The sequence below is a fragment of the Mesorhizobium sp. CA7 genome (genome assembly GCF_020165015.1).
Lineage (GTDB): Bacteria > Pseudomonadota > Alphaproteobacteria > Rhizobiales > Rhizobiaceae > Mesorhizobium.
The window spans coordinates 823,232-844,072 of sequence record NZ_JAIUHH010000001.1; the positions used below are offsets into that span (position 1 = coordinate 823,232).

Sequence of the window (20,841 nt, forward strand, 5' to 3'; positions counted from 1 at the left end):
CGCCTGTGAGAGACGGCGCCTGCGCGCAACCACCCCACAGCTACCATAGTACAGTTGAGCGTCGCTCTCCGACGCACCACTATACGCTGGCAAAAGACGTGCGAGGAGGACGCATGGCTGGCGAGCACATACGCGAGATCGAGCAGGTCCTGTCCGGCGTGCGATCGTCTCGCGACGATGTCATAGTTCAATCCTGGCTGCGCTGCATCGATACCCATCGACTCGACCCGGCACGGCCGATCGAAGCCCATATCGTCCTAACAGATTGATTTCATTGCAATCGCTCATGAGCATCGCGGTTGGCAGGCTGCTTACTGCTCATGCCGGACTCTAGCAAAGTGGAGGAGAACAAATGCTCGAGAGAACACCCACCACCAAGGCGCAAGCGCTGCTCGACAAGTTCGGCAAGGCGCTGGAAGCCGGCGACATCGACAGCGCCGTCAACTGCTTCCAGGCCGATTGCTACTGGCGCGACCTCGTCACCTTCACCTGGAACCTGAAGACGATGGAGGGCCAGGACCAGATCCGCGACATGCTGCAGGCGACGCTGGCCAGCACCAAGCCGACCGGATGGGCGGTGGCCAAGGGCGAGGAAGCGAGCGAGGACAGCGGCGTCACCACTGCCTGGATCACCTTCGAGACGAGCGTGGCGCGCGGCTTTGGCCTCGTGCGGTTCAAGGGCGACCTGATCTGGACCCTGCTCACCACCATGGCGGAGCTGAAAGGCCATGAGGAGAAGGCCGGCTTCACGCGTCCTCTCGGCGCCAAGCACGGCCACGGCAAGGGCCGCAAGACGTGGCGTGAGGAGCGCGACGACGAGATCACCGAGCTCGGCCACACCCAGCAACCCTATGTCGTGATCATCGGCGGCGGCCAGGGCGGTATCGCGCTCGGCGCCCGGCTGAAACAGCTCGGCGTGCCCACCATCATCGTCGAGAAGAACGAGCGTCCGGGCGACTCCTGGCGCAAGCGCTACAAGTCGCTCTGCCTGCACGACCCGGTCTGGTACGATCACCTGCCCTATATCGACTTCCCGAAGAACTGGCCGGTCTTCGCGCCCAAGGACAAGATCGGCGACTGGCTGGAAATGTACACCAAGGTGATGGAGCTGAACTATTGGTCTTCCACCACCGCCAAATCCGCCAAATACGACGAGAAGGCCAAGGAATGGACGATCGTCGTCGAGCGCGGCGGCAAGGAGATCGTGCTCAAGCCGAAGCAACTGGTGCTGGCGACCGGCATGTCGGGCAAGGCGAACTGGCCGAAATACAAAGGCCAGGACATCTTCAAGGGCGAGCAACAGCACTCCTCGACCCATCCCGGACCGGACAAATACCGCGGCAAGAAGGTGGTGGTCATCGGCTCCAACAACTCGGCCCACGACATCTGCGCGGCGCTGTGGGAAGGCGGCGCCGACGTGACCATGGTGCAGCGCTCGTCGACCCACATCGTCAAGTCGGACACGCTGATGGATATCGGGCTTGGCGCGCTCTACTCCGAGCAGGCGGTGGAGAACGGCATGACGACGGGCAAGGCCGACATGATCTTCGCTTCGTTGCCCTACCGCATCCTGCATGAGTTCCAGATCCCACTTTACCGGCAGATGAAGGAACGCGACGCGAAATTCTACGACGACCTGGAAAGGGCCGGCTTCATGCTCGACTGGGGCGACGACGGCTCGGGCCTGTTCATGAAATATCTGCGCCGCGGCTCCGGCTACTACATTGACGTCGGCGCCTGCGACCTCGTCATCGACGGCTCGATCAAATTGAAGAGCGGACCGGGCGCCGCGGTGCAGGAACTCACCGAAGCCGGTGTCAAATTCGTCGACGGCACCGAATTGCCGGCCGACCTCGTCATCTATGCCACCGGCTACGGCTCGATGAACGGCTGGGCCGCCGACCTCATCTCGCAAGAGGTGGCGGACAAGGTCGGCAAGGTCTGGGGCCTCGGCTCCGCCACCACCAAGGATCCGGGTCCCTGGGAGGGCGAGCAGCGCAACATGTGGAAGCCGACGCAGCAGGAAGCGTTGTGGTTCCACGGCGGCAACCTGCACCAGTCGCGCCACTATTCGCAATATCTGTCGCTGCAGCTGAAGGCGCGCCAAGTTGGCCTGCCGACGCCTGTCTACGGGCTGCAGGAGGTCCATCACAAGAGCTGACGCACGGCGCTCTCGCGGATGGTAGAAGCCCGACCGGCCGGGCTTCTGCCATCTATGCTGCCTTTTCAGCAGCGAACTTTTTCACCACCCGCTCCAGCAAGGGCACGTAGTCGCGAAAGGCCCGCGTCTTCATGTCGGCGACCTTGCCGCCCTCGTCCCAGATGCGCACGCGCACCGCTTCGTCGTGGAAGGGATTGCTGCGGAACTCAGCCACCTCCTTCGCGCTCATCGGCCCGCCCTGCAGCGACAGCGTATGCACCGAGGCCGGCGACAGTTTGCTGAAATAGGTCGGATCGGTGGCGCAGAGATAGCGCTTGGCCGAGACATGCAGCCTGACGCATTCGACGATGACCGGCGGGAAGAAGGGCGCCAGCACCTCACCGCCCGCCTCGTCATGGTGCTTGTCCTCGACGTCGTCGGGCGAATAGGTGCCGAACTCGCTGGTGTAGTGGCCGATGTCGTGCAGCAGCGCCGCCGCTACAAGCTCGTCCGGCGCGCCGTCCTGCTCGGCCAGCCACGCGCCCTGCAGCATATGCTCCGACATGGTGACCGGCTCGCCGAGATAGGATTCGGCGCCGCGGCGCTCGAAAATATCGGCGATGAATTCGACGATGTTGCCTGCGTTCAATTCGTTGGGCTTCATTCCGCCGCCTCCTTGAAACCATGCTCGATCGCCGCAAGCGTCGACAGCAGGCCGTCCTTGTCGGCGTAGCAGCCCTGCAGCCAGCGCTTGCCGCTGCCGGAAAACGCCTTGCGCGCATGCATGACGCGGGTGTTGTCGACGATAAAGGATTCTCCCGCCTCAAGCTTGAAGGTCACCTCGAAGGCAGGATCCTCGATCAGTTCGGCGAAACGGCGATAGGCCGAATAGTATTTCTCCATCTCGGCGAAGGGCACGTCGACCGCCGGCGCCAGCGAGCGGTTGTTGAAGCGGATGCAAATCAACTCGCCATCGGGCCCGAGCTCGATCATCGGCCGCTTGGACTGCAGCCGCACGCCCGACGAGCCGGCATATTCGAAACGCGCCGGATAGGAAGAGAGCAGCCGGAAGCCGTTCGGGTTCTCCGCCTGAAGCGCCGCCGCCACCGCGAACCCGTCGACGACGCTGGATTCGCCGCCTTCCACCGTGTTCTCGATGCAGGCGAGGATCTGCAGCGTCGGCACCGGATCGCGATAGGGGTTGTCGGTATGCGCCTGCAGCCCGAGATTGGTGTAGGCCAGATTGTTCGGATTGACCTCGGCGCGCACCTCGAACCAGCGCCCGTAATTGGTCTCCCTGATGTAGCCGAACAGGTCGGCCACCTTGCACAGCGCGCCGGATTGGGCAGGCAGGCCGTCCATGATAGCGAAGCCGAAGCTGCGGACCGCGGCGAGCCATTGCCGCAAGACGTTGCTGTCGCGGCTGGCCTCCGTATAGGTTGCGCGCGGCACGGAATTCTGCATCGTGGCTTTCGTCCAGCGCTCTATGTCGCCTCCCGTCCAGCCGGGTTCGCGCGCCTGCTGGCGATCATAGGCATGAGAGCGGAGCCAGCTTGAGGGAAAGCTGACGGCCTTGCCTTCAGGAGCGAATGTGACCTCCAGCGCTCCGCCCCTGATCTCAGCCGCGCCGATCCGCGTCTCGGCCGGAATGTCGAGGATGGTGATCAGCCGCTGTCCGTTGCCGGCGCTGCGCGTCTTGTCGTCCAGCGCATTGTCGCGCAGCCATATGGCATGGAAGCGACTCACCCTTCCGTCTTTCCAGCCAAGCTCGATCACTCGCCCGTCGTCGCTCAGCCTTGCCGTCGTCAGCATATCCCGGAAGCTCCCATTCTCTATCATTACCGCGAGCATGGATTGCATGGTGGCTTCACCAGAGGCATAATTCAAATTATCGTTTTACGGGTATTGGCGCTAAATTTCTGATGGCTGGAAGAGCTCTCGATACGATGCCTCCGCTCGACTGGCTGCGCAGTTTCGAGGCGGCCGCCCGCCTGTCGAACTTCACTGCCGCGGCCGCCGAGCTCGGACTCACGCAAGCCGCCGTCAGCCAGCACATCCGTTTTCTGGAGGAGCGGCTCAAAACGCGATTGTTCGCGCGTCTGGCGCGCGGCGTGGCTCTGTCGCCGGAAGGTGCGTCCTATCTCCCGCACATCCAGTCGGCATTCGCGACCATCGGCAACAGCACGAACGAGCTGTTCGAGCCGCGTGCCGTGCAGATCGTCAGCATCCGCGTCCCCATCTCTTTCGCGATGCTGGTGCTGGTCCCGGCTCTTCCGGACCTGGCAAAGGTGCTGCCGCAGATCCGGCTCGATCTGGTGACCATCCATCGGCCGACCGACTACGACCAGCCGGGCTCGGCGCTCGACATACGTTTCGGCAACGGATCCTTTCCCGGGCGCGAGGCCGACCGGCTGACCGTCGAGCGGCTTGTCCCGGTCGCGGCTCCGCCGCTCGCCCAAGGTGGCGAGTGGACGTCGTTGCCGCTTCTCCTGGTGGCGGGCGCGCGCGAGATGTGGGCGGAATGGTTCGCAGCCGCGGGAGTTGCCGGCCATCCCCGGCGCTCGCACCGCTTCGACAGTTTCGTCGCCGCTATGGAAACCGCGAAGGTCGGCGCCGGGGCGCTGCTCGGCTCGCGGCCGCTGATCGACGCGGCCCTCAAGGACAAGGTTCTCGTCAGGCTTTCGGATTTCGAGCTTTCGAGCCCGTCGGGCCATTTCCTGACGAGACCCTCATCGTCGCGACTCTCCGGCGCCGAGCAGGATTTCCGCCGTTGGCTTCTGTCGCATGTGGCCGGAAGTTGAGGATAGCGCGTCGGCCGCTGCCCCGATCCGTTTCCAGTAGATGAGGGTGCCGGTGAGCCCGCCGTGTGGCTTAAGCGCGAAATCGGGGATCTCACCGGCCAATGTGAAACCAAGTTTCTCATAAAGCCCGGCCGCGCCCTCTTCGCTGGCGGTGTCCAGCACCAGCAGCGTACGGCCCTTGTCGACGGCCAGTTTCTCCGCCGCCCGCATCAGGGCGGTCGCGATGCCTTTGCCGCGATGGTTCCGGCCGGTCATCAGCTTGGCGATCTCGGCGCGGTGCGGTTGGTTGGGCGGGAAGTCGAGCAACAACGTGACGGTGCCGGCAAGCACCTCGCCCTGCCATAGGCCCAGCACCGCCCTTTCGCCGCGCGCCGCCGCGGCAAGCGACTTGCGCCAGAATTCCCGCGCGGCCTCCGCCGACAATGGATGCATGAAGCTCACCGATCCGCCGGCGGCGACCGTCTCGATCAGCAGATCGGTGAGCATAGCGATGGTCGCTGCATCGTCGCGCAACGCCCGGATTTCAAGGGAGTTCATGCTGGCGCTCTCCAGGTGATGATATGTCGTTGACGAGGTCATTCGAAATGGCTGATGCGTTTGCGTCGTCGCGCCCGCCTGATTTCGGCGATGCGGTCGGCGTCGTCCTCGCTGAGATGACGGCCGCGCTCCAAAATCTCGAGCGTATATTCCTCGTAGGTCAGACCGAGCCGTTCGGCTCTCTCCAGCCGCATCAGCATGACGGCGTGGCTTGGCGCCTTCCAAGCCTTGTCGTGGGCGGCGCGCCAGGCGAGGAAAATGTAGGCATCGCCCTTGCCCCAGGGCGGGCCGTCATAGTCGTCGAGCGGCGGCCCGCCATTGTGCGAGCGTTTTGGCCGGCGAGACATCGGAGTCAGTCCCTGACCAGCGCCACGAGATACTCCGCCGCATCCGGTCCGGGAGCATGAAAGACGCAATCCGAGGGCGCGCCCAGCGCCAGGCAGTCGCCAGGCTCGAGCCGGTGCACCACATCGCCCTCGGTGAAATCCAGCCTTCCGTCGATCAGCCATATCTGCTGTTTGATGAAGGCGTAGGACGCCGCCGGCAGAATGACCTTGGCACCTGCCGGAAGGCTGACCCTGACCAGTTCCAGTGGCATCTGCGATGCCGGCGATAGATGCCGCCTGATGTACCCGGTTGCCGGATCCTGCCAGATCGGCTGCTCGTCCCGGCGCGAAATACCGCCGCCTTGCATCTCGGCCCGCGCGATCAGCGTCGACAGCGTCATGCCGAAGGCCGCCGCGATGCGCACCAGAAGCGCTGCGGTCGGACTGGTCGTACCGCGTTCGATGGCGCTCAGCATCGCCTTCGAAACGTCCGAGCGCTCAGCCAATTCGGCAAGCGACCAGCCCCTCAGCGTTCTTTCGGAGCGTATCCGCCGGCCGATCGTGGCGGTAATGCTATTCGATATATCATCCATCCGTCCAATATATCGGATTTTCTCGGCCTGGAAAGAGGTCAGTCGATCGAATTGTCGCGCTAGGCTTAACGCCGCCTACACCATCCGACCTCACCTGACTTTAACCCCGATTGGGTAGGGTCGAGGCTCCATGGAATGGGATCAGGTCAGCTATGTTTGTCGAACGCGAAGCCTCCGTTGGCGAACCGACTTCGCAGGAGCGCCGCAACATCCAGCAGAACGACAAGCGGATTCTGGGCAATGTCGTGCAATGCGACGGCGCGCGTGCAACCATCAGTGCCCATGCCGAAGACACCGAAGGCGCGATCAGCGGCCTTTGGACCGTCGGTAAGATGATCTCCATCAATCTCGGTTCGACACGAACGGTCGGCCTTGTCTATGCCATCGGCAAATCGGATCGCGCCTGGAACCACGAAGGGCAGAATCCGATCGAAGTCAGCGTCGAACTGGTCGGCGAGGTTCGCGACGGCGTCGAGCCCGGCGCCAAGCCGGTGTTCGACCGTGGCATCACCACCTACCCGCATATCGGCGCCATTGCTCACCGCATCCGAACCCGCGACCTGCAGGCGGTCTACGATCTGGCCGGGCGCCATTCAGTGACGATCGGTACCCTGTCGCAGGATGAATCGATCGATGCCAACATCGCCATCGACGACACGCTGGCGCGTCATTTCGCCATCGTCGGCACCACCGGTGTCGGCAAGTCGACAGCTGTCTCGCTGCTGTTGCGCAAGACGATCGAAGCGCGTCCGGATCTGCGCGTGCTCATCCTCGACCCGCATAACGAGTTCGCCGCCTCGCTGCCGGAATATTGCGTGAAGGTCGATTCCAAGACGCTCGACCTGCCGTTCTGGATGTTCAGGCTGGAGGAGTTCGCCGAAGTGCTGTTTCGCGGCCGCGAGACGGTGCCCGAGGAAGTGGATGTCCTGCGCGACCTGATCCCCGCCGCCAAGAACCTTTATCGCAACCCGAATTCCGGCACCTATGTCAGGCGCGGCAGCGACGCGCTGACGGCGGACACGCCAGTGCCCTACCGTGTCGCTGATCTCATCAAGCAGATCGACGAGCGCATGGGCATGCTCGAAAGCAAGAACGACCGCCCGACCTTGAAGTCGCTGAAAACGCGCATCGAATCGGCGGCAGCCGATCCGCGCTACCGCTTCATGTTCAATTCGCGGCTGATCGAGGACACCATCCACGAAACGATCGGCAACATTTTCCGCGTCCCCAACCATGGACGCCCGGTCACCTGCTTCGAGATGGCGGGCATGCCTTCGGAAGTCGTCAATTCGGTCTGCTCGGTGCTGGCACGCCTGGCCTTCGACCTGGCGCTGTGGAGCGAGGGCCGGCTGAAGCTGCTGCTGCTTTGCGAGGAAGCCCATCGCTACATGCCGGCCGATCCGCGTCTCGGCTTCGCGCCGACAAGGCACGCGCTGTCGCGCATCGCCAAGGAAGGCCGCAAATATGGCTGCTATCTCGGCGTCGTCACCCAGCGCCCGGGCGAGCTCGACCCGACCATCCTGTCGCAATGCTCGACCTTCTTCGCCATGCGGCTTGCCAACGAGCAGGACCAGGCCATCATCCGCTCGGCGATCGCCGATTCCTCGGCCTCGACCCTGGCGTTCCTCTCCTCGATGGGGCAGCGCGAAGCCATCGCCTTCGGCGAAGGCGTGGCGACCACCATGCGGCTGAAGTTCGAGAAGCTGCCGCAGGAGTTCATCCCGGGCACCGCTAAGGGCGAGAAGATCGAGTCTTCCGTGGATGGCAACGACGTCGATCTCGCCATGATCGTCGAGCGGCTGCGCAACGTGCCGAAGCCGCAGCAGGCCATGGCCTTCGCCGAGGCTGTGGATTCTTCCCGCCAGGCCGGCGACCCGGACTACAAGAAGCCGGCCACCGCCGCGCGCGTGCAGCCGGACGACGACTTCGACACGCGCTACGGCCTGAAGCCCTCGACCTTCGGCATGCGCCAGCTCAACGATTGAACGACCAACTTCGCAAGCACAGCCAAATTCCGAACAGGAATTCATCAGGCCGGATCGAATGACGTGGCTTTCGAGAAGCCGGAGCGGAGCGGACATGTAGTCCGTGAGCACCGGAAGTCGAGAAAGGCGCGTCAGTTGACCGGCCTCATGAATTCATGTCGGAATTTTAGGCGCAGACACGGTTGCGGCCCTGCTTCTTCGCCTCATAGAGCTGGCGGTCGGCGCGGCGGTAGAAGTCCTCCGCGCTCTCCTTGTGGTCCCAGACGGCAAGGCCGACGCTGGTGGTGACCTTCAGCCGCACGTTGCCCGACATGATCGACATGTTGGCGACCGCCTTGCGGATGCGCTCGGCGAACCTGGCGAGCAATTCGACATCCATGTTGGGGGTGACGACGGCAAACTCCTCGCCGCCCAGCCGCGCCACCACGTCGTGATAGCGCGTCATGCCCCGCAGGCAGGTGGCGACGGCCCTCAGCACCTCGTCGCCGACGTCATGGCCATGCGTATCGTTGACCTGCTTGAAATGGTCGAGATCGAGGATCATCAGCCCGACCGGCCTGTCGATGCGGCGAAACTCGTGGAGATATTCGCGCAGCGCATCATCGAAATAGCGGCGGTTCTGCATTCCGGTGAGACTGTCGGTGAGCGCCGCCTGCTCGAGCGTCTGCGAGCGGGCACTGAGCGAAACCGTCATGGCCCTGAGCTTGCCCTCTTCCCGCACCTGGCCGCGGATCAGCGGGTAGATGAAGAAGGTGCCGAAGAACAGCGCAGTTGCCAGCAGCGCCCCGGTGACGAACAGAAGTTTGTTGAGATAGACGATTCTGTCGACGCGCGATGCGGCATCGAGGTCGGCGGCGATGTCCTGCAACTGGCCATAGGCATGGAAGGTCACCAGGCCCGCGGCCAGGATCACAAAAATAAAGACGAAAAATGCGGATTCCGCCTTATGGAAACGCATCAACTCCCCGCGGCACTGTAGCCCCAAAGGTTATGGCATGGCCGACCTTACGGACCGTTAATCCGAACAACCCTGGCGAGAATTGGAGCCGGCGATTTTAAGGCGCTGATTGAAAAAGCTTTAGTCAGTCCTGAACAGCCGGTTTGTCGCCCGGCCGCAGCCTGCGCCACTCCGCGCCCAGCTGATGCCTGAACCATGTCGACTGACGCTTGGCATATTGTCGGGTCGCGATCTTGGCGCGCTCGATGGCTTCGGGAAAATCCGATTGTCCGGCCATGGCCGCCTGCAGCTCCCGCACGCCGATCGCTTTCATCGCCGGCAGGTCCGGGTCGAGGCCGAGCGCGGTGAGTCGACGCACTTCGTCGAGAGCGCCCTTGTCGAGCATCTGGTCGAAACGCGCCTCGATGCGCCGGACCAGTTGCTCGCGGTCCGGCTCGATGACCAGGAAGCGCGCGCTGTCGCGATCGATTAGCGGCCGTCCGCGCACCGCCTGCCATTTGAGGATCGAGCGCCCGGAAGCGTCGAGCACTTCGAGCGCCCGCACGATACGCTGGCCGTCGGTCGGCCTGAGTTGCATGGCCATAGCCGAATCCTCGTGCATCAGCAGGCGATGCAGCCTTTCGGCGCCTTGTTCCTTGAGTTCGTAGCGCCAGCGCTCGCGGACTGACGCCGGAATGTCCGGCATATCCGAGATACCTTCGGCCAGCGCGCGGAAATAAAGCCCGGTGCCGCCGACGAAAACGACCGGACGGCCCGACAGCACGCCGTCGTCGATCAGCTTTGTCACGTCGCGCAGCCAGGCGCCGGTGGAATAGGCGGTGGCGGGATGGACATGGCCGTAAAGGAAATGCGGAACGCGTGCCATTTCGGCGGCGCTCGGCCGCGCCGTCAGGACGTCGAGCACCGAATAGCCCTGCATGGAATCGGTGTTGACGATGACCCCGCCATTGCGTTCGGCGAGATCGAGCGCCAGCGCCGACTTGCCGCTGGCTGTCGGCCCGGCTATCAGGATCGCGTTCTTGATGCGGCCTTCGCCCGCCTGCCTGCCGGAATCTTCGATGCCGCTGATCGCCACTTTAGTGTCCCGTCCAGAAGCCCGCGCCGTGCCGGCCTCGCTTGCGAATATGGCCTTGCGGGCCGCCGGCGCAAGCGCCGTTCATTGGCTGGCCGAGGACGTCGCCTGCGATCTCGTTTTGCCACAGACGCCGGATATCGGCGAAATGACCGCCAATCTGCGCGCGGCGCTGGCTTCCGAGCCGGTCGACGTCATCGTCCAACCGGCCGAAGGCAGGCGCAAGAAGATCCTGCTCGCCGATATGGATTCGACCATGATCGACCAAGAATGCATCGACGAGCTTGCCGACGAGATCGGCGTCAAGGACCATGTGGCGGCGATCACCGCGCGCTCGATGAATGGCGAGATCGCCTTCGAGCCCGCCTTGCGCGAGCGCGTCGCCTTGCTGAAAGGCCTCGACACAGCCGTGGTCGACCGCATCATCGCCAACCGGCTGACGCTCGCCGCCGGCGGCCGGGCGCTGGTGCAAACGATGCGCGCCCATGGCGCCTGGACGGCGCTGGTCTCCGGCGGCTTCGACGTCTTCACCAGCCGCATCGCCGCCATGCTGGGCTTCCAGGAAAACCGCGCCAACCGCCTGATCGAGAAAGACGGCACGTTCACCGGCATGGTGGCCGAGCCGATCCTCGGCCGCGCCGCCAAGGCCGAAGCGCTGCTCGATATCGCGAAGAGGCTCGGACTGACCACCGAGGACGCGATTGCGGTTGGGGACGGCGCCAACGACCTCGATATGATCCGTCTTGCCGGCACTGGCATCGCGCTTCACGCCAAGCCGGCTGTGGCCGAGCAGGCCCGCATCCGCATCGATCACGGCGATCTGACCGCGCTGCTCTATCTCCAGGGCTATCGCCGGGATGAGTTTTCAGAATGAAGCCGATCCGCACCGAGCGCCTGATCCTGCGCAACTGGGAAGAGCGCGACCGCGCGCTTTTCCAGCGCATCAACTCCGACGAGCGCGTGATGGAATTCTTCCCGTTCCGCCGCGACCGTGCGACCGCCGACGCCATGATGGACGAATTCCGCGGCTGGATCGAGGAGGATGGCTACGGCTTCGCCGCCGCCGAGATCGCGGCCACCGGCGAATGCATCGGCTTCGTCGGTCTCCTGGATACGGATGATGTGCCATCGCTACCCGACGGCACGATCGAGATCGGCTGGCGGCTGGGGCCGGAATTCTGGGGCAAGGGCTATGTCACCGAAGCGGCTGAAGCCTGGCTCGCCTATGGCTTCGAAACACTGAGGCTGGAGGAGATCGTCTCCTTCGCCGTCGCCAAAAACTATCGCTCCATCGCCGTGATGAAGCGCCTCGGCATGCGAGCGGATCCTGGTGCCGATTTCGACCACCCCGCCGTGCCGGACACCCACCCGCATCTCAAGCGGCATGTCCTCTACAGGCTGTCGCGCCAGGATTGGCAGGCACGAAAAAGGGCGGCTCGCTAGCCGCCCTGTTCATTGAAACATCAATCGGTTACCGGACGTTCCGGACTCAATCCATCCGGATCGTTACAAAGCGCAGTTCGCCGGTCTTCGACGCCAGCATCAAGAGCGCATTCTTGCGGCCCTGCTCCTTCAGCGCGCCGATCCGGTCCATCACGTCCTTCGGCGTGCCGACCGATTCCTGCGCGATCTCGGTGATCACCTCGCCGGGCTGGATGCCGCGCTCGGCCGCCGCCGAATTCTTGGCGACGTCGGTGATGACCACGCCGGACACATCGGCCGCGATGCCGAACTTCTGCCGTGTCTGGTCGTTGAGCTCGCCGACCGTCATGCCGAGCACCGAGGCCGTCGACACCGGAGGCGTCGCCTTGTCGCCCTTGTCCTGGTCGGTGTTGCCGTTCTCGCCGCTGGCCAGCTTCTCGCCGTCCTCCAGCCGTCCGAGCGTCACCTTGACGGTCTGCTCGACGCCCTTGCGCACGATGACGACGTCGACCGCCTTGCCGACCGGGCTTTCGGCGACGACACGCGGCAGGTCGCGCATTTCATGGATATCCTTGCCGTCGAACTTGATGATGACGTCGCCGGCCTGCACCGACCCGTTGTCGACCGGCCCGCCCTTGATGACGCCGGCCACCAGCGCGCCCTTGGCGGTCGCCATGCCGAGGCTTTCGGCGATGTCCGCCGTCACCGGCTGGATGCGCACGCCAAGCCAGCCGCGCCGCGTCTCGCCATATTGGCGAAGCTGGTCGACGACGCCGGCGGCAAGCTGCGAAGGGATGGAAAAACCGATGCCGATCGAGCCACCTGACGGCGAGATGATTGCCGTGTTGATGCCGATGACCTCGCCCTCGGCGTTGAACAGCGGGCCGCCGGAATTGCCGCGGTTGATGGCGGCGTCGGTCTGGATGAAGTCGTCATAGGGGCCGGAATTGATGTCGCGGTTGCGCGCCGAGACGATGCCGACCGTCACCGTGCCGCCCAGGCCGAAAGGATTGCCGATCGCCATCACCCAGTCGCCGACGCGCATCTTGGTGGAATCGCCGAATTTCACCGCCGTCAGCTTGTGACCCTTGGGGTCGACCTTCAGCACCGCGACATCGGTCTTGGTGTCGGTGCCGACGAGCGTCGCCTTCAGCGTGATGCCGTCGGAGAAATTGACCTCGATATCGTCGGCATCGGCGATGACGTGGTTGTTGGTCACCACAATACCCTGCTCGGCGTCGACGACGAAGCCGGAGCCGAGCGACTGCACCTTCTGCCCGGCGCCGCCCTTGTCACCGCCACGGTTCTTGAAGAAATCGTCGAAGAAGTCCTGGAACGGGGAGCCCTCGGGCAGCTGCGGCATCGGCACCGCGCCCGGCCCTTCCGTGCCTTTCACCGTCTGTGAGGTCGAGATGTTGACCACCGCGCCAAGCAGGCGCTCGGCGAGATCGGCGACCGAGGGGGGCCCGTCGGAGGCGATCGTCGGTGTGACGAAGGACGGGACGGCAACAATGCCGACCGCAAATGCGGTGGCGCCGGCGAAGACCATGCGCCGCGCCGCGCGCAACAGGGTGTCGGATATCATCGTGGCCTCCCGGTGTGTCTGAAAAGGACAGGCGTTTTCCGCAAAGACGCCCTGTCCGGCTCATGTTGGCAAGAAATACGGCACGTTTGCGGCTATGCCAGTCTTCTCAGGATAAATCGTCCGTCGCCGCGGCACCAATGAATTTCATCAGCCGCGAACCAGCCACACAATGGCGACGCCAACCGCGATTGCCGCCAATCCTCCGAACCGCAGCGCGTTCTCGGGCATCGACTGCATTTCGCTCGCCAGTTTCCGGGCAAGGCCCGGAAACCCGCCATAGACCAGGCCCTCTATCACCAGGACCAGCCCGATCGCCGCGACAAAGTCCTGCACCGCCGCTACTGGGCGGTGCTGGGTTGCGCGGCCGGTGCAGCAGGCGTCGCGGGCGCGGCCGGCTGCCCGGGCTGAGGCTTGCTGCCCGGATCGCGGAAGTAGCGGAAGAACTCGGATTCGGGCGAGAGCACCATCGTCGTTCCGGTGCTGTCCAGCGCCGTGCCGTAGGCATTCATCGAGCGATAGAAATCGAAGAAGGCCGGATCGCGCTTATAGGCGTCCGCGAAGGTCGCGCTGCGTTGCGCCTCGCCCTCGCCGCGCAGGATCTCCGATTCCTTCTGCGCCTCGGCGACGATCTCGACGACCTCGCGGTCGGCCCTTGCCCTGATGCGCTGTGCGGCCTCGTTGCCGCGCGCCCTCAGACGCTCGGCTTCCGCCAGGCGCTCGGCCTTCATGCGGTCATAGGTCTGCTGCGAGACCTCCGCCGTCAGGTCGGTCCGCCGGATGCGCACATCCTCGATGTCGAGGCCGAGCGAGGTCGCATCGGGGCGAAGCTGATCGCGCACCTCGCGCATCATGACGCCGCGTTCCTCCGAAAGCGCGGCCTCGAAGTCGCGCAGGCCGTAGACACGGCGAAGCGCCGCGTCGAGACGTGTCCGCAGCCGTGCCTCGGCCAATTCAACCTGACCGGACACCGCCGCGCGGAACGTGCGCGGATCCGAGATGCGATAGGCGATGAAGGCGTCGACCTCGTAGAACTTGCCGCCCGAGACCTGGACGCGGATGTTGTCGAGATCGAAGCGCATCACCCGCTTCTCGACCATCTGCACGCTGTCTGCATCGAAGAAGGCGAACGGCGCCTTGAAGTAGATGCCGGGCTCGTTCTTGACGTCGATGATCTCGCCGAACCTGAGCACGATCGCCTGCTGGCCGGCATTGACCACGAACACCGCGGAGTAGAGCAGGAACAGAAGGACAGCCGCGATGACGGCGATGATGGGAAGACGGTTGGCCATCACTGGTTGCCTCCCGTCGTGACGCCGCCCAGCGGAGCCGGCGCCGGCTGCGCTTTCGGCTGCAAGGCCGGCAGCGGCAGGTAAGGCAGCACGCCCTGACCGTTGCCCTGCTCGACGACGACCTTGTTGGAGTCCTTCAGGATCTTCTCCATGGTTTCGAGGTAGAGGCGCTTGCGCGTAACGTCGGGCGCCTTGGCATATTCGTTGTAGACGGAGATGAAGCGCTGCGCCTCGCCTTCCGCCTCCTGCACCACGCGATTCTTGTAGGCGGCGGCGTCCTCGCGGACCTGAGCCGCCTGGCCGCGCGCCTGGCCGAGCTTCTGGTTGGAATACTGGTTGGCCTGCTCGACGAACTTGTCCTCGTCCTGCTCGGCGCGCTGCACCTCGTCGAACGCGTCGGCCACCTCGCGCGGGGGCGCTGCGTCCTCGATCGAGACTGCGTTGACCTGGAGACCGGTCTTGTAGCCGTCGAGCGTGCCCTGGATGATCTCGCGCACCCCGGTTGCGATACCCTGGCGGTCGTCGCGGAAGATGTCCTGCGCCGGCCGCCGGCCGACGACTTCGCGCATGGCGCTCTCGGCGACCTGGGTCAGCATGCCGTCGGGATCTGAAACATCGAACAGATAGGCTTTGGGATCGGAGACCTGGTAGGCGACCGAGAACTGCACGTTGACGATGTTCTGGTCGCCGGAGAGCATCAGCCCGGAGCCGCTGCTCGACCCGCCGCCGATGCTGACGAGCTGCTCGGAGATCTTGGCGGTCTCGACCGTTTCGATCGGCCACCAGTGGAAATGCAGGCCCGGCTGCGAAAGCTCGGACTTCGGCTGGCCGAAGCGCAGTTCGACCGCAACCTCGTCGGGCTGCACGGTGTAGATCGCCTTGAAGGCCCACAGCACGATGAGCGCCACCGCGATCAGCCCGAGCACGGCGGGGCTCGCGCCGCCGCCGCCCGGAAGCGCGCGCCGCAGCCTGTCCTGGCCGCGGCGGATGATGTCCTCAAGATCGGGGGGCGAACCCTGCGGGCCGCTTGGCCCTTTCGGTCCCTGCCCCCAGGGCCCCTGATTGCCGCCGCCGCCCCATGGGCCGCCGCCACCGCTCTTGTCGTTCCAGGGCATGAATGTCCTTTCGCTTCGGTTCCCTCGGGCCTTGCGGCGCAATCCTAGCGCATGACCACGAAAACCCATATCGGTTTTCGAAAAGGAATCATGCCCCAAAATCAAAGTATTACGGCGGCCTGTTGCGCGTCCGGTTGGACGCGCGCCGCTGCAACACCGTTCTTCTATAGGGACGCCTTGACCCGCTTTCAACGCGATGTGCCATCGTCCCGTGCGATTTGGACGGGTAGCGACCCTTTGTCGTCGTCAACGATCGTCGCGCCGGCGCTCGTAAACCGTATAACGCGTGGCGTGGCTGTCTTTCTCTCCGGCAGGAAAATCCTCGGCGCTGACGACTTGCCAGATGCTTGGATCGATCGGCGGGAAATGCGCATCGCCATCGACGCTGGCCAGCACATGGGTCACATGCAGCCGGTCGGCAAGCGGCAAGGCTTGGGCATAGATCTCGCCGCCACCGACCACGCAGACCTCCTCAACTCCCGCCATGCAGCGTCCGCGCACCCTGGCCAGCGCGATCGCGTCATCCAGCGAGTGGGCCACCTCGATGCCCTCGGTGCGCCAGGCCTTGTCGCGCGTCACCACGATATTGAGCCGGCCGGGCAGCGGCCGGCCGATGCCTTCATAGGTCTTGCGGCCCATGATGATCGGCTTGCCCATCGTGTCGGCCTTGAAGCGCTTGAGATCGGTGGAAAGCCGCCACGGCAGGCCGCCTTCGCGGCCGATCACGCCGTTTTCGGCGATGGCGACATAGATCGCGATATCCATCAGCCGCCGTTCCCGCCATTGTCCGACGGCTCAAGCAGAAGGATGTCGATATCGTGCTCGGGATAAAAATCCTTCGCGGTGACCTCGAACGTCGTCGGCCCGACCTTTTTGACATTGTCGCCGCAAAACGAGACGAGGTTTTTTGGGCTGCCCTTGTCGATAGTGAGCTTGAAATTGCCAATCGTCCCGGCCGCCCAGTTGCCGCCGGTGGTCAGGATATAGGCGATGCGGCTCTCGTAATATTTCGGATAACCGTCCGGATTTGCCTTGGCCGCCTTGCGCACCGCGTTCTCGAACGTCTGATCCATGCAATAGCGGGTCTTGTAGGCCGCATACTGGCCCTGGAACTGCCCATCATAGAAAAAGCTGACCGAGGAGGTGCCCCCGACGCTGGGCTTGTAGCGGTGCGAGACATGAACCTCCTTGTTGGCCGGGAAGGTCGAGCGCCACCAGTAGGTCGAGCGCAGCTGCCAGAACGGCGCAAAGGTGGTTTGCATGCCCGAGCCGTCATCGGCGGTATCTTCGATGATGATGCCGCGATCTTCCCAGTCCTTGGCGATATCCTTGGGCAGCTTCGCCAGCGCCGCCTTGGCGGCGCCGCCGAATGGATAGAGCGGCACGTTCTGCGCCTTGAGGTCAGCGGTGATGTCGATGCCGAGCGCCAGCGCCTTTTGCTCCAGCTGCGGCTTCGCATCGACGCCGTCGATCGTCACCTCGAAGCCGAGGAAATTATCGCTCTGAGTCTCCGGGATTGCCGGCATCTCGTTCGGATCGCCCTCGATGTCGGGCATCGGGAACGCGACTATGGAGCTGACATCCTTGTCGGTGTTGTTGCGGAAGACATAGTCGACCGTCACCTTCTCCGGCGAGATGAAAAGGTCCTCGCTCTGCATGGCGACGGCGTCGCTGCGCGACAGGATCAGCCCGCCTGTGCCGAGCTCGGCGACGGAATCATTGGCGAAGGCCGGAGCGGCCGTTATTACAAGCGCTGCGGTCGTTACGGTGCGTAACATGGACCCCCTCCTCTGTGCCGCGATACCCGGATCAGCCGGATGCGCTCTTCCATCTACCCGTTTCAAGATAGCGTTTCAAAGCCCTTCGTCACCGGATACGGGTACTTCTGGACACCGCGTCGCTGATCGGGCAGGAGATCGCCATGCGCAAGCTTCTCGTCATCGGCATCGGCGCCGGCAATCCCGACCACATGACGGTCCAGGCCATCGACGGGCTGAACCGCGCCGACGCGCTGTTCATTCCCGACAAGGGAGCGAAGAAGGACGATCTTGCCGATCTGCGCCGGCAGATCTGCGACCGCTTCGTCACCAATCCGAAATCGCGCCGGGTCGAGTTCGATGTGCCGGTTCGGGCCGAACCGACATCGTCCTATCGTGTGACAGTCGACGACTGGCACGAAGCGATCGCCGAGATCTATGAGGCTCTGATCCGCGACGAGCTTGCCGAAGATGGCTGCGGCGCGTTCCTGATCTGGGGCGATCCGTCGCTCTATGACAGCGCGCTGCGCATCCTCGAGCGCGTGCGCCTGAGACGCAATGTCGGTTTCGAGCTCGAGGTCATCCCCGGCATCACCGCGATCCAGGCGCTGGCCGCCGCCCACGCGACCGCGCTCAACCGCATCGGCGATTCGATCCTGGTGACGACCGGTCGCCGGCTAACCGAAGAAGGACTGCCCGCCAATGCCGGCTCCACCGTCGTCATGCTCGACGGCAAATGCGCCTTCAACACGCTTGCCGACAAGGACGTCCTTATCCAGTGGGGCGCCTATCTCGGCACGCCGGACGAGATCGTCGTCTCCGGACGCCTGGGTGACGTCGGTGCCGAAATCGAGAAGGTCCGCGAAGAAGCCCGCCGCAAGAAGGGCTGGATCATGGACATTTATCTGCTGAGAAAATCAGGGGAGTAAGGCAATAGGGGGCGCACATCGCATGCGCAGGCGGCCAGGACGTCATATCCTACTCCCCTACTCCCCTACTCCCCTACTCCAGCATCGATCTCCGCCTGCAGGGCCTGCATATGGACGGCGGCGGCCGATGAAGCGGCGCGCTCTATGGCGCGAAACCGGCTGACGACCGCCAAACCCGCCGATGTCAGTTGCGCGCCGCCGCCTTTGCGGCCGCCGGTCTGCGCCGCGACCAGCGGCTTGCCGAACACGCGGTTCATGTCCTCGACCAGATCCCAGGCATGCTTATAGGACATCTCCATGCCGCGCGCCGCGGCCGAGATCGAGCCGAAGGCGGCGATCTGCTCCAGCAACTCGATCTTGCCCGGGCCGATCCGGCCATCGGGGTCGAGATTTATCCGCAGGCTGAGCGACGGCATTTCATATCCTCGGATTCCACGGCACGACAATAGTCCCTATGGGAAGGAAGCGCTATTCCAAATATACATAGCGACATGATCGAGATCCTCAAACGTCGGCTTCGGCCGGCAGGCCGGCGCCGGTGTTTGCGCGATCGAAGCTCACCGTCTTGATGACCGCGAAGACCTGGCTTCCCAGCTTGAGGCCAAGCGCCTGCCGCGATTGCTCGGTAATCCGCGCGATCACAACCGCGCCATGGCAATCGATGCCGATTTCGACCTCGGGCCCCTCGCCCGGCTTCATGCCGACGATCGTTCCCGACAGGATATTGAGCGCGCTGAGGCCGGCGGGTTTCTCGGTAGCGACCATCACGTCGCGGGCCCGGATGCGAATGCGCACCGGAGCGCCCGCCGCCCGCGCCAGTTTCGGCACGCGGATTTCGCCGGCCTGCGAGGCAAGCACCGTCATGCCAAAGACCTCGTCGTGACGCAGCACCTTGGTATCGAGCACCGCACCGCCCTCGCCGCGCTCCTCCGCCGGCAACAGGTCGAGCCGCCGCATGATCGCCTCGGTCGGCCCCGCGGCCGCGACCTTGCCCTGCGAAAGCACAACCACGTCGCTCGCCAGCCGCGCCACCTCGGCGACGGAATGGCTGACATAGACGATCGGGATCTTCGTCTCGTCCCGCAGCCGTTCGATGTAAGGCTGGATCTCGGCCTTGCGCGCTTCGTCGAGCGAGGCGAGCGGTTCGTCCATCAGAAGCAGTTTCGGGCTGGCAAGCAGCGCGCGGCCGATCGCGACGCGCTGCCTTTCGCCGCCCGACAGTTTCGCCGGCCGCCGATCGAGCAGGTGACCGATGCCGAGCAGGTCGACCACCGCATCCATCTTGGCGTAGCGCTCGGAAGACGGCGTGAACCAGCGGCCGTAGCGCAGATTGCCGGCGACGCTCATATGCGGGAACAGCCGCGCATCCTGGAACACCATGCCGATGCGCCGCTTGTGCATGGGCACGAAGATGCGCGCGGCGGTGTCGACCAGCACATTGCCGTCGACCGAGATACGCCCCTTGTCCGGACGGATCAGGCCGGCGATCAGGTTGATCAGCGTCGATTTGCCCGAGCCGGAGGGCCCGAACAGCGCCGTCAGCCGGCCGGAGCTCTCGAAACGGGCTTCCACGGCGAAATCGCCGAGGCGATGGCTGATGTCGGCCGAGAGCGTCATTCGATGTCCATCCGCCGGCCGACGCGGCGCGCCAGCACCTCCGAGGCGATGAGCGCGACCATTGAGATGACGATCGAGATCAGCGTCAGCCTGAGCGCGCCTTCATCGCCACCCGGCACCTGCGTGAAGGTGTAGATCGCCGAGGGCAGCGTCTGCGTTTCGTTAGGGATGTTGGAGACGAAGGTGATGGTGGCGCCGAATTCGCCCATCGCCTTGGCGAAGGAAAGGATCGCTCCCGCGATCAGGCCAGGCAGGATCAGCGGCAACGTGATGGTGGCGAACACCCAGAGCGGATTGGCGCCAAGCGTGCCGGCCGCCGCTTCGATTCTGCGGTCGACAGCCTCGATCGAGAGCCGGATAGCCCGCACCATCAGCGGAAAGCCCATGACCCCGCAGGCCAGTGCCGCGCCTGTCCAGCGGAACGAGAAGACGATTCCGAAATGCTCGGCAAGGAAGGCGCCGGCCGGGCCGCGCCGGCCGAAGGTGAGCAAGAGCAGATAGCCGGTCACCACCGGCGGCAGGATTAGAGGCAGATGCACCAGCCCGTTGAGCAGCGTCTTGCCCCAGAAACGCCCCCGCGCGAGCAGGAGCGCGATCATGATGCCCGGCGGCAGGCTGGCGATCATCGCCACCGTCGCCACCTTGATCGACAGCCGCACCGCATTCCATTCGTCGGGAGTGAGGTCCAGCAGCCAGTTCATGATTGTGTTTGCGC

22 protein-coding genes and 1 pseudogene are annotated in these 20,841 nt (G+C 64.2%); 7 read left to right on the forward strand and 16 right to left on the reverse strand.

What is annotated here, in order from left to right; genetic code table 11:
• The first annotated feature begins 113 nt into the window (after positions 1-113).
• Both LB552_RS03965 and LB552_RS03970 read left to right on the forward strand, forming a co-directional pair.
• Positions 114-269, forward strand: coding sequence for a hypothetical protein (locus LB552_RS03965; protein ID WP_224545423.1), 156 nt, complete (start codon positions 114-116; stop codon positions 267-269).
• Positions 270-352: 83 nt separating this feature from the next.
• Positions 353-2,161 (forward strand): NAD(P)/FAD-dependent oxidoreductase, encoded by a 1,809-nt coding sequence (locus LB552_RS03970; protein ID WP_224602018.1) that lies wholly within the window; start codon positions 353-355, stop codon positions 2,159-2,161.
• 52 nt (positions 2,162-2,213) lie between these two features.
• Here the strand turns inward: LB552_RS03970 and LB552_RS03975 are convergent, their stop codons facing one another.
• Together LB552_RS03975 and LB552_RS03980 are read right to left on the reverse strand one after the other, a co-directional pair.
• The gene (locus tag LB552_RS03975) at positions 2,214-2,804 is read right to left on the reverse strand and encodes an HD domain-containing protein (protein ID WP_224602020.1); all 591 of its coding nucleotides are present in this window, start codon (positions 2,802-2,804) and stop codon (positions 2,214-2,216) included.
• The gene (locus tag LB552_RS03980) at positions 2,801-3,952 is read right to left on the reverse strand and encodes a gamma-butyrobetaine dioxygenase (RefSeq protein ID WP_224602022.1); all 1,152 of its coding nucleotides are present in this window, start codon (positions 3,950-3,952) and stop codon (positions 2,801-2,803) included. Before LB552_RS03980 ends, LB552_RS03975 begins: the two co-directional genes overlap by 4 nt.
• Before the next feature lie 110 nt (positions 3,953-4,062).
• On the opposite strand from LB552_RS03980, the gene LB552_RS03985 reads away from it, so the two are divergent.
• Positions 4,063-4,941, forward strand: a complete 879-nt coding sequence (locus LB552_RS03985; RefSeq protein WP_224602024.1) for a LysR family transcriptional regulator — start codon at positions 4,063-4,065, stop codon at positions 4,939-4,941.
• A gap of 12 nt (positions 4,942-4,953) precedes the next feature.
• On the opposite strand, the pseudogene LB552_RS03990 reads toward LB552_RS03985, so the two are convergent.
• From LB552_RS03990 to LB552_RS04000, 3 genes and pseudogenes are all read right to left on the reverse strand, one after another.
• Positions 4,954-5,478: pseudogene (locus LB552_RS03990) on the reverse strand (N-acetyltransferase family protein); the annotation flags it as partial.
• Between the two features lie 38 nt (positions 5,479-5,516).
• Positions 5,517-5,825, reverse strand: a complete 309-nt coding sequence (locus tag LB552_RS03995) for a hypothetical protein (RefSeq protein ID WP_140839842.1) — start codon at positions 5,823-5,825, stop codon at positions 5,517-5,519.
• 5 nt (positions 5,826-5,830) lie between these two features.
• Entirely contained in the window at positions 5,831-6,397 is a 567-nt protein-coding gene (locus LB552_RS04000; RefSeq protein WP_095764782.1) for a helix-turn-helix domain-containing protein, read from the reverse strand.
• A gap of 152 nt (positions 6,398-6,549) precedes the next feature.
• On the opposite strand from LB552_RS04000, the gene LB552_RS04005 reads away from it, so the two are divergent.
• On the forward strand, positions 6,550-8,382 hold the full coding sequence (locus LB552_RS04005; protein ID WP_140839838.1) for an ATP-binding protein: 1,833 nt from the start codon (positions 6,550-6,552) through the stop codon (positions 8,380-8,382).
• A gap of 166 nt (positions 8,383-8,548) precedes the next feature.
• Here LB552_RS04005 and LB552_RS04010 read toward each other — a convergent pair whose 3' ends face one another.
• Complete coding sequence (locus LB552_RS04010) at positions 8,549-9,340, reverse strand: GGDEF domain-containing protein (RefSeq protein ID WP_140839836.1); 792 nt, start codon at positions 9,338-9,340, stop codon at positions 8,549-8,551.
• A 124-nt stretch (positions 9,341-9,464) separates the two neighbouring features.
• Positions 9,465-10,409 carry a tRNA (adenosine(37)-N6)-dimethylallyltransferase MiaA gene (gene miaA, locus LB552_RS04015; protein WP_224602273.1) on the reverse strand — a complete coding sequence of 315 codons (945 nt, stop codon included), beginning with the start codon at positions 10,407-10,409 and terminating at the stop codon, positions 9,465-9,467.
• On the opposite strand from miaA, the gene serB reads away from it, so the two are divergent.
• Both serB and LB552_RS04025 read left to right on the forward strand, forming a co-directional pair.
• Positions 10,399-11,286 (forward strand): phosphoserine phosphatase SerB, encoded by an 888-nt coding sequence (serB, locus tag LB552_RS04020; protein ID WP_224602026.1) that lies wholly within the window; start codon positions 10,399-10,401, stop codon positions 11,284-11,286. The two genes, miaA and serB, sit on opposite strands and share 11 nt — an antisense overlap.
• A complete protein-coding gene (locus LB552_RS04025) occupies positions 11,283-11,855 on the forward strand; it encodes a GNAT family N-acetyltransferase (protein WP_224602028.1) in 573 nt (190 codons plus the stop codon). The genes serB and LB552_RS04025 overlap by 4 nt, the downstream gene beginning before the upstream one ends.
• A 46-nt stretch (positions 11,856-11,901) precedes the next feature.
• Here LB552_RS04025 and LB552_RS04030 read toward each other — a convergent pair whose 3' ends face one another.
• The 6 genes from LB552_RS04030 to LB552_RS04055 form a co-directional block, all read right to left on the reverse strand.
• Complete coding sequence (locus LB552_RS04030) at positions 11,902-13,419, reverse strand: DegQ family serine endoprotease (RefSeq protein ID WP_140545373.1); 1,518 nt, start codon at positions 13,417-13,419, stop codon at positions 11,902-11,904.
• A 147-nt stretch (positions 13,420-13,566) separates the two neighbouring features.
• Entirely contained in the window at positions 13,567-13,752 is a 186-nt protein-coding gene (locus LB552_RS04035; protein WP_095764777.1) for a DUF2065 domain-containing protein, read from the reverse strand.
• 5 nt (positions 13,753-13,757) lie between these two features.
• Positions 13,758-14,708: a protease modulator HflC gene (gene hflC, locus LB552_RS04040; RefSeq protein WP_224522814.1), complete on the reverse strand. Its 951-nt coding sequence runs from the start codon at positions 14,706-14,708 to the stop codon at positions 13,758-13,760.
• Positions 14,708-15,823, reverse strand: coding sequence for an FtsH protease activity modulator HflK (hflK, locus tag LB552_RS04045; protein WP_224602030.1), 1,116 nt, complete (start codon positions 15,821-15,823; stop codon positions 14,708-14,710). Before hflK ends, hflC begins: the two co-directional genes overlap by 1 nt.
• Positions 15,824-16,069: 246 nt before the next feature.
• Positions 16,070-16,588: a dihydrofolate reductase gene (locus LB552_RS04050; protein WP_224602032.1), complete on the reverse strand. Its 519-nt coding sequence runs from the start codon at positions 16,586-16,588 to the stop codon at positions 16,070-16,072.
• A complete protein-coding gene (locus LB552_RS04055; RefSeq protein ID WP_224602034.1) occupies positions 16,588-17,601 on the reverse strand; it encodes a DUF4424 domain-containing protein in 1,014 nt (337 codons plus the stop codon). Before LB552_RS04055 ends, LB552_RS04050 begins: the two co-directional genes overlap by 1 nt.
• A gap of 143 nt (positions 17,602-17,744) precedes the next feature.
• Between LB552_RS04055 and cobF the strand changes: the two genes are divergently transcribed.
• A complete protein-coding gene (cobF, locus tag LB552_RS04060) occupies positions 17,745-18,509 on the forward strand; it encodes a precorrin-6A synthase (deacetylating) (RefSeq protein ID WP_224602036.1) in 765 nt (254 codons plus the stop codon).
• A gap of 65 nt (positions 18,510-18,574) precedes the next feature.
• Here the strand turns inward: cobF and LB552_RS04065 are convergent, their stop codons facing one another.
• From LB552_RS04065 to modB, 3 genes are all read right to left on the reverse strand, one after another.
• Complete coding sequence (locus LB552_RS04065) at positions 18,575-18,925, reverse strand: winged helix-turn-helix domain-containing protein (protein ID WP_140727877.1); 351 nt, start codon at positions 18,923-18,925, stop codon at positions 18,575-18,577.
• Positions 18,926-19,013: 88 nt separating this feature from the next.
• On the reverse strand, positions 19,014-20,126 hold the full coding sequence (modC, locus tag LB552_RS04070; protein ID WP_224602037.1) for a molybdenum ABC transporter ATP-binding protein: 1,113 nt from the start codon (positions 20,124-20,126) through the stop codon (positions 19,014-19,016).
• Complete coding sequence (modB, locus tag LB552_RS04075; protein ID WP_224602039.1) at positions 20,123-20,827, reverse strand: molybdate ABC transporter permease subunit; 705 nt, start codon at positions 20,825-20,827, stop codon at positions 20,123-20,125. The genes modC and modB overlap by 4 nt, the downstream gene beginning before the upstream one ends.
• Positions 20,828-20,841: the final 14 nt, after the last annotated feature.